This window comes from Burkholderia sp. Bp9142 (genome assembly GCF_003853415.1).
Classification (GTDB): domain Bacteria; phylum Pseudomonadota; class Gammaproteobacteria; order Burkholderiales; family Burkholderiaceae; genus Burkholderia.
In genome coordinates, this window is sequence record NZ_QTPP01000050.1 from 1 (window position 1) to 14,840 (window position 14,840).

Consider the following 14,840-nt stretch of genomic DNA (forward strand, 5'->3'; position numbering starts at 1 on the left):
CCCGATCGCGAAGAAGCGCTGGCCGGAATCGCCGAGCATATCCGGCGCTTCTGGGAGCCGCGGATGCGGCGTGCGCTGCTGGCGGCGCTCGATACGGCAAACGGTCAGGCATTGTGTCCGATCGTGCGACTGGCGCTTGCGGGGTATCGCTCCGAGCTGATGCCCGCTCAAACATAGACGTGTAGGCCAGCAGCGGTGCGAAGCGTGACTGCAACATGATGCGCAGCCTGCGCTTGCCGCTGAAAGCCTGTGCAAGGCACGAGCTGAATTGAAGAGACAACATTCGTGACTTTGGAGCAAGGAGAGACAGATGAAGGTCTGCATTTATGGCGCCGGTGCGATCGGTGCGTACGTTGGCGCGCAACTCGCGTCTGCCGGCGCGGAGGTAAGTTTAGTGGCGCGTGGTCCCCACCTCGCCGCCATGCGGGCAAACGGTGTACGTTTGCAGATCGGCGGTGACGAACGCGTCGTGAGGGTGCGTTGTACATCGGATCCGCGTGAGCTTGGTCCGCAGGATTATGTGATCGTTGCACTGAAAGCGCATTCGGTGGCGGGCGTGGTTGACCTGATGCAGCCTCTGCTGGGGCCCGACACGGCGATTGTCACCGCAGTCAACGGCATTCCCTATTGGTACTTCCACAAGCATGGTGGCGAATTTGCCGGTACCACGCTCGAAAGCGTCGACCCGGGCAGCAAGCAGTGGAACGTGCTTGGGCCGGAACGTGCGATCGGTTGTGTGGTGTACCCGGCAGCGGAAATCGTCGAACCGGGCGTGGTTCGCCATGTCTACGGCAACAAATTCCCGATCGGCGAGGCCAGCGGCGAGCGCACCGACAGAATCCAGAAACTGCATGAGATCATGACTGCGGCAGATCTGGATGCGCCTATCCGCGACAATATCCGCGATGAGATCTGGCTGAAGCTCTGGGGTAACCTTTGCTTCAATCCGATCAGCGCGTTGACCCATGCAACGCTCGACGTCATTACCAGTCACCCGGCGACGCGAGCAGTATCGAAGACGATGATGCTTGAAGCCAAGACGATCGCCGATCGCTTCGGCGTGCATTTCCGTGTCGACGTCGAAAGGCGCATCGACGGTGCTGGTGCGGTGGGGGCACACAAGACGTCCATGTTGCAGGACCTCGAAGCCAACCGTCCCATGGAGATCGACCCGCTTCTGACCGTCGTGCAGGAAATGGGCCGGCTCGTTGGACAGGCGACGCCGACGATCGATACGGTGCTGGCGCTGATCAAGCTCCGCGAACAGATTGCGCAGCAGCGGCCGTTGCCGGTTGCTCGTGCGACGCCGGAAGTTGCCAGCGTCTCCTGAGGGAAATGGAATCTGCTCCAACCTCCTGACCCGGGGCGCCAGCAACGATCGCCCCGGGGCCCGATGACATCGACCTCCCGTTCTGAAACAACTCACGGACCACCGGCGGCCACAAGGGCCGCTTGTGATTGGTCGCTTTATGCTTAACTCGAGCGTGCGCCGCCATGTAGTGCTGTATTTTCACCTCCGTCAGCATTGAAGGCGGTGTAGCAGTAAGCGGGGGGCGTGGGCGCGGTAGAGGAGAGCGGCTCGACTGGATGCCGGTCGACGGTTGACTCGGACACTTCTACGGCGATCACATTACGCACGCTCAACCGGCATCGACGAGAAATCGAGCGGCTCGTGCTTCACGATGGAGCCACCGGATCATATCCGAATGCTTGACCACACCGACGAGCCGTCTGTCATCGTTCAACACGGGCACATCGTGATACGCATGGTCTGTGAATACTTGTACGAGGCTAGCCAGCGGCGTCGCCAGATGAACCGCATGGATACAGTCGGCCATGACGGCCTCCACTGTTTCTTCGACGATTCCCGAACGGCGCACAAAATCTCGGCGCAGTGCACGCCATGCGCGCGAGATGCCGGCCGGAGGCAGATCCGCAAGTTCGTGGTGCGTCACCATGCCGACCACGCGATTCATCGCGTCAACGACAGGCAGCATCGATACACGATGACGCTTGAGCAGTTCCCATGCTGCTTTTCGTTCCATCGACGCAGGCACAGCGCGGACTGTTGTGGACATGACGTCTTCGCAGGTGAGTTCTTCGAACGTCTTGCCACGCGCGCCAATGAACGTCTCCCTTCCGGATTGGGGCGACGCTCCCAATATCGTCGCCCCGGGACCTGGTGCACCTGTATGGTTCGCATCGAGCGCCGCGGCTGCCATTGCGCGCGGGTAGCGATGTCTCGTGAGCGCATGAAAGGCCAGCGCCAAGGACAGCAATGCGGCTGACTGGAATGCGATCGGCACGATGACGAAGCTAAAGCCCAGCGCATGTACGGCGGGACCGCCGAGCACCGCGGTCAATGCGACGGCACCCGAAGGAGGATGCACGCATCGGCAGGCAAACATCGCGCAGATGGCGAGTGCAATGGCGACAGACGCAGCGGTGACAGGGTCTTCAATCCATCGCGCACAGGCCACACCCGCGAAGGCCGAAACAAGGTTGCCCCCCATGATCGACCACGGCTGGGCCAGCGGACTGTCCGAGGCTCCGAATAAAAGCACGGCCGACGCGCCCATGGGGGCGACGAGGAGCGGGATGTTCCCCGCCTGGCCGAACAACACGTGGGTTGCAAGGCCTGTAAATGCGATACCGATGAGCGCGCCGACGCACCGGCGAACGCGCTCCCGCCATTGCGGCGCTGCCGGATGGGGGGCGAAGCGCGCAAGCCATTCGATAATCTCAGAATGTGACATAAGCGTCGGCAGGACTGGTTGGCAATCATCCCCCGAGCTGTTGAACAGTAACCACCGTCACGCGTCGGGTGCGGCCAGAATAGCCTCCGGCAAGAAATATCAACAATTGATGTTTTTGATGGAAAATATAATGCATGCGTTATGCTTGTTTTTGTGGGCGCTCAGAGGTCTCCATTTACCCATTCCATTACACACAAGCCGGCGTGAGCGGCTTGTAAACTTTCGCGGCTTGCCGTTTCCTCTTGCTTTTTGCACGACGCGCGAATGGCACGAGCAACGGAGCGCTCGGCGGCAATGGATCTGGATATTCCGCGCGATCGGCAGGCGACGTTCGCGGCCGATATTAGAATGCCGCCGCACCAAATGTGGGTAGGATCGTGGTCATGCTGGCATGCGTTGCGATTCAACCTGCGATGGTTTCAGGGAAGGAAGTGGCTCACGCTTCGCCGGAGGCAGGCTCACGCACCTACCTCCAGAACTTCAAGGACATGGTGCTTGCTGAGTGCCTGGCTACTGCATACAAGCCGGCGCCTGGGGTGGGCAAGGATATCGGTAGTAGCGTCAATGCGTTGCGCGACTGGACCTACTACGACATGGAGCGTGCGCCAGATGTCGTTCATGCGCTGCTGGCGAAGTACCTTGGACGCGATTACCGGAATCCGGTTGTCGAATCGGAAATCAAGGACGTCAAATTCGACTACCTGAAGTGCATGGACCTGTATCACGGCAAGGAACTGGATGCCGCCGCGAAGAAACTCGTCCTGCGCCCGAACAGCACGTATCGGGCCGAGAACCCGCGCTAGTCCGCAGGCGCCGCAGCACCGGCACGCCGAACATCGCCATCCGCCCCCCGATCGTGCAGAATCGAACCCCCGATTCCCGCCGACGGATGCCGCATGACCGATCCGAACGAACCTTCCGCCCGCCGCGTGTATGCGGCCTTCGCGCAACGCTACGCGGACATCGCGCCGACCAAGGCGCACAACGCGCTCTACGAGCGGCCGGCGACGCTGGCGCTGCTCGGCGACGTCGACGGCCTGACGGTGCTCGACGCCGGCTGCGGGCCCGGCATCTGCAGCGAGCACCTCGCGCGCCACGGCGCGACCGTCCGCGCGTTCGACCTCACGCCCGAGATGGTCGCGCTTGCGAGAACGCGCTGTGCGGGGCTCGCGGTCGACGTCGCGGAGGGCGATCTCGCGGCGCCGCTCGACTGGCTGCCCGACCATGCGTTCGACAAGATCCTGTGTTCGCTCGCGTTCGACTACGTGCGCGATCTCGCGCCGACGCTGCGCGAATTCCGGCGCGTCGCGCGGCCGGGCGCGACGCTGGTGTTCTCGATGGCGCATCCGATGCGCGACTGGATGGACGAGCGCACGCGCGGCGACGGCACGTACTTCGAGACGAGCCGTTTCGGCTTCCATTGGTCGGGTTTCGGCGAACCGAAGCCCTATGTCGAAGCGTGGCGCCGGCCGCTCGGCGACATCCTGAACGCGCTCGCCGACGCCGGCTGGCGGCTCGACCGGTTCGTCGAACCCACGTCGCTGCCCGGGATGAAGGCCGTGTCGGCGCGGCTCCACGCGGAGCTGTCGCTGGCGCCGGCCTTCCTCTGCATCCGCGCGCGCTGCTGACGAAGCGCGGCGGATGGCCGATGCTCAGCGTGCCGGCTCGTCGGTCAGCGTGCCGAGAAACGCTTCGATATCCTTGATGTCCTGCGCGGTCATCGCGGGCTTCTCGCCGGGTTTGCGGTCGAACGGTGCATCCGTCACGTCGACGTTCGCACGGTACTTCGCCGGAATGTCGTCGTATTCGTCGACCTTGCCGTCCGCGCCGCGCGAATAGAACTTCTGCGGCGAGATGCTGCGCTCGTTGTAGAACGCCATCACCTGGTCGAGCGTATGAAACACGCCGTTGTGGAAGAACACGTGGCGCGTCGCCGCGTTGCGCAGCGTCGGCGTGAGGAACATCCCGCAATACTGCGTCTGGTCCTTCAGGTCGTCGCGGAACGGCCCGCACACGCCGAGATCGTAGAACGCCGGGTTGCGGTTCTGCGCGAGCGCCTGGTTGCGCGGCGCGCCGAGCGCCTCGTACTGGTAGTCGGTAAACATCGGCGGCAGGCCGTCCTTGCCGGGCTTCGACAGGTGGCAGCCCGCGCAATTCGCCTTGTCCGGATCGTTGAAGAGCCGCAGCCCGCGCAACTCGGCCTGCGTCAAGCGCGCACGGCCCTCGAGCCAGCGGTCGTACTTGCTGTCGTACGGATGGAACGACGGATCCTCGACCTGATACCGCGCGATCGCGAACATCGCCTCCGACACCAGAAGCTGCGGGCTGGAGAACACGCGCGCGCCGAACAACTGCTCGAACCGTGTGCGATGCGACGACTGCGCGAGCTTGCGTGCGACGTCGTCGATGCCCGCATTCGCCATCTCGACCGGATTCAGCAGCGGTCCGAACGCCTGCTGCTGCAGCGTATCGGCGCGGCCGTCCCAGAACATCCCGCCCTGCGGCACGAGCTGCGGCGCGGCCGACGCGCCGGCCACCTTCTGCGCCTTGACGACGCCGGCCGCGGCTGCGGCCTGCTGCGCGACGCTCGGCGCGGCGTCGTTTTCGCCGGCATCGGGGCCGATGCTGAAGTTCGGCTGGCGGTACAGGTACATCAGCGACGGCGGCGGGCGAAACCCGTGTTGTGTCATCGCGAGGCCGCCCGGCTGGACATCCAGCGCGTTCGGCGGCCCGTACGCATGATCGGGGCTGTGGCAGGACGCGCACGATTGCTTGCCGGAGGCCGACAGCGACGGATCGAAGAACAGCGCACGACCGAGCCGCGCGACCGCGGACAGCGGCTGCGCGGCAGGGCGCTGCAGCACGACCGGATGCGGATTCGCGCCCGTCCAGCCGGCGACGACGTCGCCGATCGCCGCCGGCGTGCGGGCCGGGAACGCGATCGCGAACACGCCGTAGCCGAGTACGGCCGCGCCGAGCACGAACGCCGCGCGGCGCAGCACGCGGGCAGGGGAACGCGGCGCGGCGGCGCCGGATGCGTCGGGAGGCGGGAACGCGGGACGAGCTGTCATGCTGTCGGTCGAAAGTCGGGCGCCGCGTAGAAGGCGGCGCGTCAAATGGAAACGGCCGGCGCACGATGCGCCGGCCTGCTGCTTGCTGCTACCGGTCATGCACTGCCGGTCAGATCGACGGCGCCGCGCTCAGCACGGTCCCTTGCGTCGGATCGAGATACAGCGGCGCCGTATTCGGCTTCGACGCGAAGTCGAACAGCCCGCGCAGGTCGCCTGCCGTCGCATCGAACGAACCGCCGCCGATGCGCTGGCCGCCGAGCCAGTTGTCCTCGATGAAGCGCACGACGGACGCCTGGTCGATCATCGTGTGGTCGACGTAGTTCTGCTTCGCATACGGCGAGATCACGACCAGCGGGATGCGCACGCCCGGACCGCAGCGGCCGTTCACGGTGCCGCCGTTCACGCCGGTCGTGCCGCCCGAGCCGCACTTGCCGTCGCCGTTCACCTGGTCGACTGCATCGGACGACGCACGGGTCGGTGCCGTGTACGCGTGGTCGTACCAGCCGTCCGAGTCGTCATAGGTGACGATCACGGCCGTGTTCTGCCAGTCGGGCTGCTGCTGCAGGAAGTTGACGACCTTCGTCACGAATGCCTGCTCGTCGAGCGGATCCGAATAGCCCGCGTGCGCGTCCTGCGCGGCCGGCGCCTTCAGGAAGCTGACCGACGGGAAGTTGCCGGCCTTCACGGCCGCGAAGAAGTCGTCGCTGTCGTACTGGTGGTTCGCCGGCTCGGCCGTCTTGCCGTCGGCTTCGAGGCTGGAACCGATCGCCGCGACCGCGCTCGGGCGCGTGTGCTGCGGGTTCGCGGTCGACGCGTAGTACTGGAACCAGTTGTGGTGCGGGATGTAGTCGGCCGTCGCGGCGTTCACGGCGGTGGCGACGGTGCTGCGGTTACAGCCCGTCGTGCCGTTGCCGTTGGTCGTCGACAGGTTGAAGCCGCCCATGAAGCCGCCCCACGTGATCTTCGCGCCGTTCAGCAGGTCGCCGATGTTCTTGCCGCTCATCATCGCCTGGTCGGTCGTGCTCGAGCACACGTCGTAGCCCGGGTCGACGTCGTTGATCATCGTGAAGCCGCCCTGGCCGTCGTTGACGTAGTACGAGGTGGCGGCGAGCGTCGACGGCTGCTTCGACGCCTTGACGATCTGCATCCCGTTGGTCTGGCCCGACACGACGTTCAGCGCGCCCGGCGTCGACGGGCCGTAGACCGTCGTATACGCGTTGTCGCTCATCGCGAAGCGCTGCGCGTAGTTCCACAGCGCGGTGACGGTGTTGCCGTCGAAATAGCCCATCACCTGGCCCTTCGTGCCGAACGCGCCGGCGCCGCCGGACGAGCCCTTGCCGGTGTATTTCGGAAACAGGTCGGCGAGGCCGTTGTCCTCGGCCTGCTGCTCGGCCGTGTACGCGTGGTTCTGGTCGGCGGTCGCGGCCTGCGTGCGGTCGAGGCGGAACGGGTTCGCGGCGTCGGTGCCGTTGGCCGTGTTCGTGAAGTTCGGGTTCGCGGTGAGCAGCGTGCCCGTCAGCCCGTTGACCGTCGGCGTGCCGGACTTGGCGGTGAACGCCGGTTCGCCGGCCGGGTTCGATGCGTTCGGGTAGGTGCCGAAGTAGTGGTCGAACGACACGTTTTCGCCGTAGATCACGACGACGTGCTTGATCGGCGTGGCGGTCCGCAGCGCATCCTGAGACGACACGGCGGGCGTCGACGTCGGATCGTCGCTGCCGCCGCAGGCGAACAGCGCAAGCGCTGCGGCGGCGCAGGCGGTGACGAGCAAGGCTTGACGAAACATCGGGAAACTCCAGGCAGGTTTTCGATGGTGGAGATCGGCCCCGTCGCCGTGTCGGTTCGGCGCGGAGCGCGTGACAGCGCACCAGCATTGAAACAGCACGGCATGAAGATATGGGGGCGGAGCGGTTTCGCGACGGTTGCGCCGCGGTATCGGTTCCATTACGGCGCGACGCGCGGCGAAAGAAAGCGGAAAGGGATGAAGCGGATGCAACCTCGGCGACACATTCGGCGGCATGCCTGGCCGGAGCCGCGAATGCCGCGCGGGGCGGCCCGCAGTGCGCGGCGGGCCGGTTCGTCCGCGATGTCGCGCCGCGCGCTTTTTTGACAATCGGGTGACGCATTCATACGATGATCGGCCCGCGGCGACGATTTCGCGTTGCCGGCCGTCAGCGAGGATTCAACGTGCCGATTCCCGTCCTGTTTGCCGTCCTGTGCGCCGCCTTCCTGCATGCGTCATGGAATGCGCTCGTGCGCAGCAGCGGCGACCGGCTGCGCTCGGCCACGGTGCTGCAGATCGCGATCGGGCTGTTCGCGCTGCTGTTCCTGCCGGCCGCCGCGCCGATCACGCCCGCGAGCTGGGCCTGCGTCGTCGCGTCGGCGGTGATCCACGTCGTCTATACGCTGCTGCTGGTGCGCGCGTACGAGCACGGCGACCTGAGCGTCGCGTATCCGGTCGCGCGCGGCACCGCGCCGCTGCTCGTCACGCTGGGCGCGGCGGCGTTCGCGGGCGAGCGCCTGAACGCGGGCGCGCAAGGCGGACTCGTGCTGATCTGCGCCGGCATCATGGCGATCGGGCTCGAACGCGGGCGCGGCGCGCAACACCGGATGACGCAAGTGTTGCCGACCGCGTTCGCGACCGGCGTGTCGATCGCCGCATACAGCGTGGTCGACGGGATCGGCGTGCGGGAAAGCGGCAGCACGGTCGGCTATGCCGCATGGATGTTCGCGCTGACCGGGCTGCTGATGGCCGCGTACTACCGCCTGCGCGCGGGGCCGCTGCGGCTCGCGCGGGATGTCGGCGAAACGGCGAAGGCCGCCTGCGGCGGCGTGTGCGCGGCGCTCGCGTACGGGATCGTGATCTGGGCGATGGATCGCGCGCCGATGGGGCCGGTGTCGGCGCTGCGCGAAACGAGCGTGGTGTTCGCGGCGCTGATCGCGCGCGCGTACCTCGGCGAGCGGCTGACGCCGCGTCGCGCGATCGGGTGTCTGGTGATTGCTTGCGGGGCGCTGCTGATCAGCGCGTTCGAGGCGGTGCGCTGAGCATGACTGCCGCGCGCGCCGCCCGGCGTATCGCGCGGCAGCGCATCAGGCTTCCACGGGCATCGCACTCGTGCACTTGATTTCATCGAGGCACACGCTCGAATGCACGCCGCTCACGCCGGGAATGCGCATCAGCGTTTCGAGCAGGAACGTGGAGAGCCCCTTCAGGTCGTGCGCGACGACCTTCAGCACGTAGTCGATATCGCCCGTGACCGAGAAACATTCCTGGATCTGCGCGAGATCCGACACGAGCTTCTGGAACTTCGACAAGTCGCGGATATGCCCGCGCTCCATCGTCACGTGCACGAACGCAGTGACGCCGAACCCGAGCGTATCGGGGCACAACCGGGTTTCGTAGCGGCGGATCGCGCCGATCTCCTCCAGCCGGCGGTGGCGCCGCAGCGTCTGCGCAGGCGACAGGCCGACGGCCTTCGCCAGGTCGAGGTTCGACGCGCGGCCGTTCTCCTGCAGCACCGACAGCAAGTGGCGATCGATGCGGTCGAGAACCGGTTCAGGCATTTTTGTTTCCTCATTTGTCTCCTGGATGCAATCTTATCTCATAATGTAGGGTTTGCATGAGCGGGTTACGCAACCCGATTTCGCCGCCGCGACGCTAAACTGACGCCGGATTTTCGTGTGCGTCCGCGGCAATGCGGGCGAGGGCGACGGCCGGCGGCCGGTCTGGCGGGCCTGCCGACCGGAATCGGGCGTTGCCGCGCGAAGATTGCAGTCCCCAACCCGGCGGCTCCACGAACGGCCGCCGGCACAGCAAAACAGCGCCCGGCACACCGAGGCGCGCCGCACCGCTTCCGGCGGAGGCGGGCAGAATGGAGAAGACATGGTTTCTGGAAACGAGAAGGACGGCCTGAAGCGGGGGCTGAAGAACCGGCACATCCAGCTGATCGCGCTCGGTGGCGCGCTCGGCACGGGGCTGTTCCTCGGCATCGCGCAGACGATCAGGATGGCCGGCCCGTCCGTGCTGCTCGGCTACGCGGTGGCCGGCGTCGTCGCGTTCTTCATCATGCGCCAGCTCGGCGAGATGGTCGTCGACGAGCCGGTCGCCGGCTCGTTCAGCTACTTCGCCGACAAGTACGTCGGTCACTTCACCGGCTTCCTGTCCGGCTGGAACTACTGGGTGCTGTACATCCTCGTCAGCATGGCCGAGCTGTCGGCCGTCGGCATCTACGTGCAGTACTGGTGGCCCGGCGTGCCGACCTGGGTGTCGGCGCTGGTGTTCTTCGTCGCGATCAACCTCCTCAACCTGGCGAGCGTGAAGTCGTACGGCGAGACGGAGTTCTGGTTCTCGATCATCAAGGTCGCCGCGATCGTCGGGATGATCGGCTTCGGCGGCTGGCTGCTCGCGAGCGGCCATGCGGGGCCGGAAGCGAGCATCGCGAACCTGTGGCAGCACGGCGGCTTCTTCCCGAACGGCGTATCCGGGCTCGTGATGTCGATGGCGGCGATCATGTTCTCGTTCGGCGGCCTGGAGCTGATCGGCATCACCGCGGCCGAGGCCGACGATCCGAAGCGCAGCATTCCGCGCGCGACCAACCAGGTGATCTACCGGATCCTGATTTTCTACATCGGCGCGCTGGCGGTGCTGCTGTCGCTGTATCCGTGGGAGAAGGTCGTCACCGGCGGCAGCCCGTTCGTGCTGATCTTCCACGCGCTGAGCAGCAACCTGGTCGCGAACGTGCTGAACGTGGTCGTGCTGACGGCCGCGCTGTCGGTCTACAACAGCGGCGTGTACAGCAACAGCCGGATGCTGTTCGGCCTCGCGAAGCAGGGCAACGCGCCGAAGGTGCTGTGCTCGGTGAACAAGCGCGGTATTCCGCTCGCCGCGCTCGGCGCGTCGGCGCTCGCGACCGGCGCGTGCGTGCTGGTCAACTACTTCATGCCGGGCAAGGCGTTCGAGGTGCTGATGGGCCTCGTCGTGTCGGCGCTGATCATCAACTGGGCGATGATCACGCTGATCCACCTGAAGTTCCGCCAGGCCAAGCGCATCGCGGCAGAGCAGACTTCCTTCCGCAGTCTGGGCTATCCTTTCACGAATTACCTGTGCCTGGCGTTCATGGCCGGCATTCTCGTCGTGATGTACCTGACACCGGATCTCCGCCTGTCGGTGTACCTGATCCCCGTATGGCTCGCGGTGCTCGCGATCGGGTATCGCTTCCGTCAGAAGAATGCGGACTACGCGATGCGCGAGGGCGCGTCCGCCCGCTGACACAGGCAACACGACCCTTCTCCCAAACGAGACCGACATAGCCATGTTCGAACACATCGACGCGTACCCGGGCGATCCGATCCTGACGCTCAACGAGAACTTCCAGAAAGATCCGCGCGATCAGAAGGTCAACCTGAGCATCGGCATCTATTTCGATGCCGAAGGCCGGATTCCCGTGATGGGCGCCGTGCGCGAAGCCGAAATCGCGCTGCAGCGCGACCTCGGCCCGAAGCCCTACCTGCCGATGATCGGCCTCGCCGCGTATCGCGATGCCGTGCAGGCGCTCGTGTTCGGCGCCGATCACCCGGCGCGCGCGGCCGGCCGCATCGCGACCGTGCAGACGCTCGGCGGCTCCGGCGCACTGAAGGTGGGCGCCGATTTCCTGAAGCGCTACTTCCCGGACGCACAGGTGTGGCTCAGCGCCCCGAGCTGGGAAAACCACCGCTTCATCTTCGAGCGCGCGGGCTTCACGGTGAACACGTACCCGTACTATGACGAAGCGACGGGCGGCCTGAAGTTCGACGCGATGCTCGCGGCGATCGATGCGCTGCCGGCGCGCAGCATCGTGCTGCTGCACGCGTGCTGCCATAACCCGACCGGCGTCGATCTCGACGAAGGCCAGTGGGAGAAGCTGATCGACGTGATCGAGGCGCGCGGGCTGCTGCCGTTCGTCGACATGGCGTACCAGGGCTTCGGCGCGGGTCTCGACGCGGATGCGTTCGCGGTGCGCGAGCTGGCCCGCCGCGGCGTGCCGGCGCTCGTCGCGAACTCGTTCTCGAAGAACTTCTCGCTGTACGGCGAGCGCGTCGGCGGCCTGAGCGTCGTCTGCGAGGATGCGGCCGCGGCCGAGCGCGTGCTGGGCCAGCTGGCCGGCGCGGTGCGCTCGAACTACAGCAACCCGCAGACCTACGGCGCGAAGGTCGTGGCGGCCGTGCTCGGCACGCCCGCGCTGCGCAAGCAGTGGGAGGAAGAGCTCGCCGCGATGTGCCGCCGCATCGCGCGGATGCGCCAGTCGATCCACGACGGCCTGCGCGACCACGTCAGCGGTGAAGCACTCACGCGCTACGTGAAGCAGCGCGGGATGTTCACGTACACGGGCCTGACCGAATCGCAGGTCGACGCGCTGCGTGACGTGCACGGCGTCTACATCCTGCGTTCGGGCCGCATGTGCGTCGCGGGCCTGAACGATTCGAACGTCGGCATCGTCGCGGATGCAATCGGCAAGGTGCTGAAGAGCGGCGTCTGACCGGCGCGCCTCCGGGCGCCCGGGCGCATCGCCGAAACCGGCTGTCCCCCCCGTGGAGGCAGCCGGTTTTTTGTTGCGCGGCGGCGGGGCGGCGGTACGATGGGGAATCGAACGCATACGAAGGAGCGGCATGGCTATTCGAATCGTACGGCTCGGCACGCCGCGCGCGGCCGGCGAGGGCCTGAGGATCGGCACGGTGCGGCGGCCGCCGCGCGGCGTACCCAAGGCGGAATTCGCGTCGCGCAACTACTATGATGTATGGCTGCCGACGCTGTCGCCGAGCCCCGAGCTCGTCGCGCAGGCGCTGGCTGCCGAGACCGACGCCGAGTGGCGCGCGTTCACGCGCCACTTCCGCGCGGAGATGGCGCATGGCGACGCGCCGAAGGTGCTCGACCTGCTCGCCGCGCTGTCGGCGACGAGCGCGTTCTCGATCGGCTGCTACTGCGAGGACGAGCGCCGCTGCCATCGCAGCGTGCTGCGCGAGCTGCTGGCGGAGCGCGGTGCGGCGATCGACGCGGACGCAGGCTGAGCGCCGTCCTGCCGTGCGACGGGGCGCCGCGTCGTGCGGCGCAGCGAACCGGTTGACGTGGGTCAAGCGTGCGGTGGCGCGCGCCGCTATGCTCATGTCATGAATCGTCCCGACGATGACAGGCGGACACATGCAGATAGTCTTTCCACCGGAACCGCCCGAATACTGCGCGCGCGATCTGGTCGTCGCGTTTTCGGCGCTGGTCGACGGCCGCTGCGTGCAGTGCGCGATCACGGCCGAAGCGCTGGAAGACCATTTCGGTGCGCCGTCGCTGCTCGAACGGGATTTGCTGCATGCGTTCGAAACGCACCGGCCGGCGATCGAGGCGAAGGCACGACGGATGCTCGACGAAATCGGCGGCCGGCCGGTGTTGCTGCACAGCGGTCACTTCCGGATGGACGACTGATACCGCAGGAGGATGCATGACACTGCAAGGCACGATTCATGAGCGCGACTGGTCGGTCGAAGTCGAGACGCGGCCGTGCGAATCCGGCGAGTTCCGCTGCCGCGTGTCGGTCGAGCACGGCACGGGCGCGGCGCGCTTTCATCATACGTTCGAGCACAGTCACGCGTATCCGACCGAGCACGAGGCTGCGATCGAAGGGCTGCGGGCCGGAATGACGTGGATCGAAATGAAGACGTCGCAGACATTCAGCGTGTGAACCGCATCGTGCCGATGGAGGCACGGATGCACTGCCGCCAGGGCAATCACCGCCGCGGCCGTCATCGCGCTGCGTGCTGGAGGAATGCGCCGCGCGTAGGACAGAGACACACAGGGACAGGCACGCGGTCGGCGAGTGGCGACCCCGTCAGGAGGAGCGCCATGGGCGTGGGCATGCAGATCGTCTGCGTCGGATTCGCGGGTTCCGCCGCGCTGGAAGCAGAAGCGGGAGTGCAACTGGTGCGGCTGGAACGATTCCGCGCGCGGCTGGAAGATTGCCGTCTGCTGATCGAGTCGCACGCGAGCGTTGACGGCAGCCGCACTTACGACGTGCTGCTCGAACTGCTGATGCGCGATCGCGCGCCGGCATCGCTGCCGTGCAGCACGGGCGACGACGTGATCGAGGCGATGGGCCGCGCGTTCGCGCAGGCCGAGCGGGTGCTGTCCGCGTGGCGGGCGGGCGAACCTGAAGCGGTCGCGACGCGCGCCACCGCGCAATGATGGGCGCCGCGCCGTGCGTCAGACCTGCGCGAGCGCCTGCGCGTCGATGATCCGCACGCGCTTGCCGCGCGTTTCGACGAGCGAATCCCGATGGAACCGCGAGAACATCCGGCTGACGGTCTCGAGCTTCATGCCGAGATAGCAGCCGATCTCCTCGCGCGTCATCCGCAGGTTGAATTCCGATGCCGAATAGCCGCGCGCCTCGAAGCGCGACGACAGGTTCAGCAGGAAATGCGCGACCCGCTGTTCCGCCGACATCGTGCCGAGCAGCAGCATCTGGCTCGATTCACGAACGATCTCGCTGCTCAGCATCTGGTAGAGGAAATGCTGCATCGGCTTCATCTCACGGCACGCCGCCTCGAGCGCGCCGAACGGGATGACGCACACGACGCTGTCCTCGAGCGCGATCGCGTCGCAGCAGTGCTGGCCGCCGCCGATGCCGTCCATGCCGAGCGTTTCGCCGGCGATCTGGAAGCCGGTCACGTGCTCGCGGCCGTCGCGATGCATCATCACCGTCTTGAACGAGCCCGCGCGCACCGCGTAGAAGCTGTGGAACGGATCGTCGGTGCGGAACAGCGCGTCGCCCTGGCGAACCTGGCGCGTCGAGCAGATGATCGCGTCCAGTCGGCCGTACTCGGCGGCGGTCAGTTGCGGCGGCAGGCACAGCGAGCGCATCAGGCAAGCCGAACAGCGCGCGGCGGGTTGTTTCGCGCCGTCGTTGCGTGGGACCGCGGGAAGCGGAATCGTTGGCCGAGGCGCGACGGATGGGGCGGCGGCGCAGGCGGTGGCTGTGGACATGAGTCACTCCGG

The 14,840-nt window shown here is 66.3% G+C and carries 16 protein-coding genes; 11 read left to right on the forward strand and 5 right to left on the reverse strand.

Going from position 1 to position 14,840, the window contains the following annotated elements; genetic code table 11:
- Together DIE22_RS33835 and DIE22_RS33840 are read left to right on the forward strand one after the other, a co-directional pair.
- On the forward strand, positions 1-177 hold a 177-nt coding region (locus tag DIE22_RS33835; RefSeq protein ID WP_124498918.1), incomplete at its 5' end, for a formate dehydrogenase subunit delta.
- Positions 178-310: 133 nt separating this feature from the next.
- Positions 311-1,330, forward strand: coding sequence for a 2-dehydropantoate 2-reductase (locus tag DIE22_RS33840; RefSeq protein ID WP_124498917.1), 1,020 nt, complete (start codon positions 311-313; stop codon positions 1,328-1,330).
- 310 nt (positions 1,331-1,640) lie between these two features.
- On the opposite strand, the gene DIE22_RS33845 is transcribed toward DIE22_RS33840, so the two are convergent.
- Positions 1,641-2,756: an HPP family protein gene (locus DIE22_RS33845; protein ID WP_124498916.1), complete on the reverse strand. Its 1,116-nt coding sequence runs from the start codon at positions 2,754-2,756 to the stop codon at positions 1,641-1,643.
- A gap of 383 nt (positions 2,757-3,139) precedes the next feature.
- Here DIE22_RS33845 and DIE22_RS33850 point away from each other — a divergent pair, with 383 nt between their 5' ends.
- Together DIE22_RS33850 and DIE22_RS33855 are read left to right on the forward strand one after the other, a co-directional pair.
- Positions 3,140-3,559 carry a type VI secretion system amidase immunity protein Tai4 gene (locus tag DIE22_RS33850; protein WP_124498915.1) on the forward strand — a complete coding sequence of 140 codons (420 nt, stop codon included), beginning with the start codon at positions 3,140-3,142 and terminating at the stop codon, positions 3,557-3,559.
- A gap of 93 nt (positions 3,560-3,652) precedes the next feature.
- Positions 3,653-4,384 carry a class I SAM-dependent methyltransferase gene (locus DIE22_RS33855; protein WP_124607131.1) on the forward strand — a complete coding sequence of 244 codons (732 nt, stop codon included), beginning with the start codon at positions 3,653-3,655 and terminating at the stop codon, positions 4,382-4,384.
- Between the two features lie 24 nt (positions 4,385-4,408).
- Here DIE22_RS33855 and DIE22_RS33860 read toward each other — a convergent pair whose 3' ends face one another.
- Positions 4,409-5,827 carry a cytochrome-c peroxidase gene (locus DIE22_RS33860; protein ID WP_124498913.1) on the reverse strand — a complete coding sequence of 473 codons (1,419 nt, stop codon included), beginning with the start codon at positions 5,825-5,827 and terminating at the stop codon, positions 4,409-4,411.
- A 109-nt stretch (positions 5,828-5,936) separates the two neighbouring features.
- Positions 5,937-7,610, reverse strand: coding sequence for a phospholipase C (locus DIE22_RS33865; RefSeq protein ID WP_124607132.1), 1,674 nt, complete (start codon positions 7,608-7,610; stop codon positions 5,937-5,939).
- Between the two features lie 347 nt (positions 7,611-7,957).
- Between DIE22_RS33865 and DIE22_RS33875 the strand changes: the two genes are divergently transcribed.
- Entirely contained in the window at positions 7,958-8,869 is a 912-nt protein-coding gene (locus DIE22_RS33875) for an EamA family transporter (RefSeq protein WP_124607133.1), read from the forward strand.
- Between the two features lie 45 nt (positions 8,870-8,914).
- On the opposite strand, the gene DIE22_RS33880 is transcribed toward DIE22_RS33875, so the two are convergent.
- Entirely contained in the window at positions 8,915-9,388 is a 474-nt protein-coding gene (locus DIE22_RS33880; RefSeq protein WP_077219217.1) for an Lrp/AsnC family transcriptional regulator, read from the reverse strand.
- Between the two features lie 319 nt (positions 9,389-9,707).
- Here DIE22_RS33880 and DIE22_RS33885 point away from each other — a divergent pair, with 319 nt between their 5' ends.
- The 6 genes from DIE22_RS33885 to DIE22_RS33910 all read left to right on the forward strand — a co-directional run bounded on the left by DIE22_RS33885 (position 9,708) and on the right by DIE22_RS33910 (position 14,030).
- On the forward strand, positions 9,708-11,093 hold the full coding sequence (locus DIE22_RS33885; RefSeq protein ID WP_124498910.1) for an amino acid permease: 1,386 nt from the start codon (positions 9,708-9,710) through the stop codon (positions 11,091-11,093).
- Between the two features lie 43 nt (positions 11,094-11,136).
- Positions 11,137-12,339, forward strand: a complete 1,203-nt coding sequence (locus tag DIE22_RS33890) for an amino acid aminotransferase (protein ID WP_124607134.1) — start codon at positions 11,137-11,139, stop codon at positions 12,337-12,339.
- Between the two features lie 130 nt (positions 12,340-12,469).
- A complete protein-coding gene (locus DIE22_RS33895; RefSeq protein WP_124607135.1) occupies positions 12,470-12,868 on the forward strand; it encodes a DUF488 domain-containing protein in 399 nt (132 codons plus the stop codon).
- 115 nt (positions 12,869-12,983) lie between these two features.
- Positions 12,984-13,274: a DUF1488 domain-containing protein gene (locus DIE22_RS33900; protein ID WP_124607136.1), complete on the forward strand. Its 291-nt coding sequence runs from the start codon at positions 12,984-12,986 to the stop codon at positions 13,272-13,274.
- Between the two features lie 16 nt (positions 13,275-13,290).
- Complete coding sequence (locus tag DIE22_RS33905) at positions 13,291-13,530, forward strand: UDP-glucose 4-epimerase (RefSeq protein WP_124498906.1); 240 nt, start codon at positions 13,291-13,293, stop codon at positions 13,528-13,530.
- 161 nt (positions 13,531-13,691) lie between these two features.
- Positions 13,692-14,030 (forward strand): metal ABC transporter ATPase, encoded by a 339-nt coding sequence (locus DIE22_RS33910; RefSeq protein ID WP_124607137.1) that lies wholly within the window; start codon positions 13,692-13,694, stop codon positions 14,028-14,030.
- Positions 14,031-14,048: 18 nt separating this feature from the next.
- On the opposite strand, the gene DIE22_RS33915 is transcribed toward DIE22_RS33910, so the two are convergent.
- Positions 14,049-14,828, reverse strand: coding sequence for a helix-turn-helix domain-containing protein (locus DIE22_RS33915; RefSeq protein ID WP_124498904.1), 780 nt, complete (start codon positions 14,826-14,828; stop codon positions 14,049-14,051).
- Positions 14,829-14,840: the final 12 nt, after the last annotated feature.

Excerpts from the sequence above, each read along its gene's own strand:
- DIE22_RS33855 (WP_124607131.1), top strand. The coding sequence starts at position 3,653 with ATGACCGATCCGAACGAACCTTCCGCCCGCCGCGTGTATGCGGCCTTC.
- DIE22_RS33860 (WP_124498913.1), bottom strand. The coding sequence starts at position 5,827 with ATGACAGCTCGTCCCGCGTTCCCGCCTCCCGACGCATCCGGCGCCGCC.
- DIE22_RS33875 (WP_124607133.1), top strand. The coding sequence starts at position 7,958 with ATGATCGGCCCGCGGCGACGATTTCGCGTTGCCGGCCGTCAGCGAGGA.
- DIE22_RS33895 (WP_124607135.1), top strand. The coding sequence starts at position 12,470 with ATGGCTATTCGAATCGTACGGCTCGGCACGCCGCGCGCGGCCGGCGAG.
- DIE22_RS33915 (WP_124498904.1), bottom strand. The coding sequence starts at position 14,828 with ATGTCCACAGCCACCGCCTGCGCCGCCGCCCCATCCGTCGCGCCTCGG.
- DIE22_RS33900 (WP_124607136.1), top strand. The coding sequence starts at position 12,984 with ATGACAGGCGGACACATGCAGATAGTCTTTCCACCGGAACCGCCCGAA.
- DIE22_RS33885 (WP_124498910.1), top strand. The coding sequence starts at position 9,708 with ATGGTTTCTGGAAACGAGAAGGACGGCCTGAAGCGGGGGCTGAAGAAC.
- DIE22_RS33845 (WP_124498916.1), bottom strand. The coding sequence starts at position 2,756 with ATGTCACATTCTGAGATTATCGAATGGCTTGCGCGCTTCGCCCCCCAT.
- DIE22_RS33850 (WP_124498915.1), top strand. The coding sequence starts at position 3,140 with ATGCTGGCATGCGTTGCGATTCAACCTGCGATGGTTTCAGGGAAGGAA.
- DIE22_RS33880 (WP_077219217.1), bottom strand. The coding sequence starts at position 9,388 with ATGCCTGAACCGGTTCTCGACCGCATCGATCGCCACTTGCTGTCGGTG.
- DIE22_RS33910 (WP_124607137.1), top strand. The coding sequence starts at position 13,692 with ATGGGCGTGGGCATGCAGATCGTCTGCGTCGGATTCGCGGGTTCCGCC.
- DIE22_RS33865 (WP_124607132.1), bottom strand. The coding sequence starts at position 7,610 with ATGTTTCGTCAAGCCTTGCTCGTCACCGCCTGCGCCGCCGCAGCGCTT.
- DIE22_RS33840 (WP_124498917.1), top strand. The coding sequence starts at position 311 with ATGAAGGTCTGCATTTATGGCGCCGGTGCGATCGGTGCGTACGTTGGC.
- DIE22_RS33890 (WP_124607134.1), top strand. The coding sequence starts at position 11,137 with ATGTTCGAACACATCGACGCGTACCCGGGCGATCCGATCCTGACGCTC.
- DIE22_RS33905 (WP_124498906.1), top strand. The coding sequence starts at position 13,291 with ATGACACTGCAAGGCACGATTCATGAGCGCGACTGGTCGGTCGAAGTC.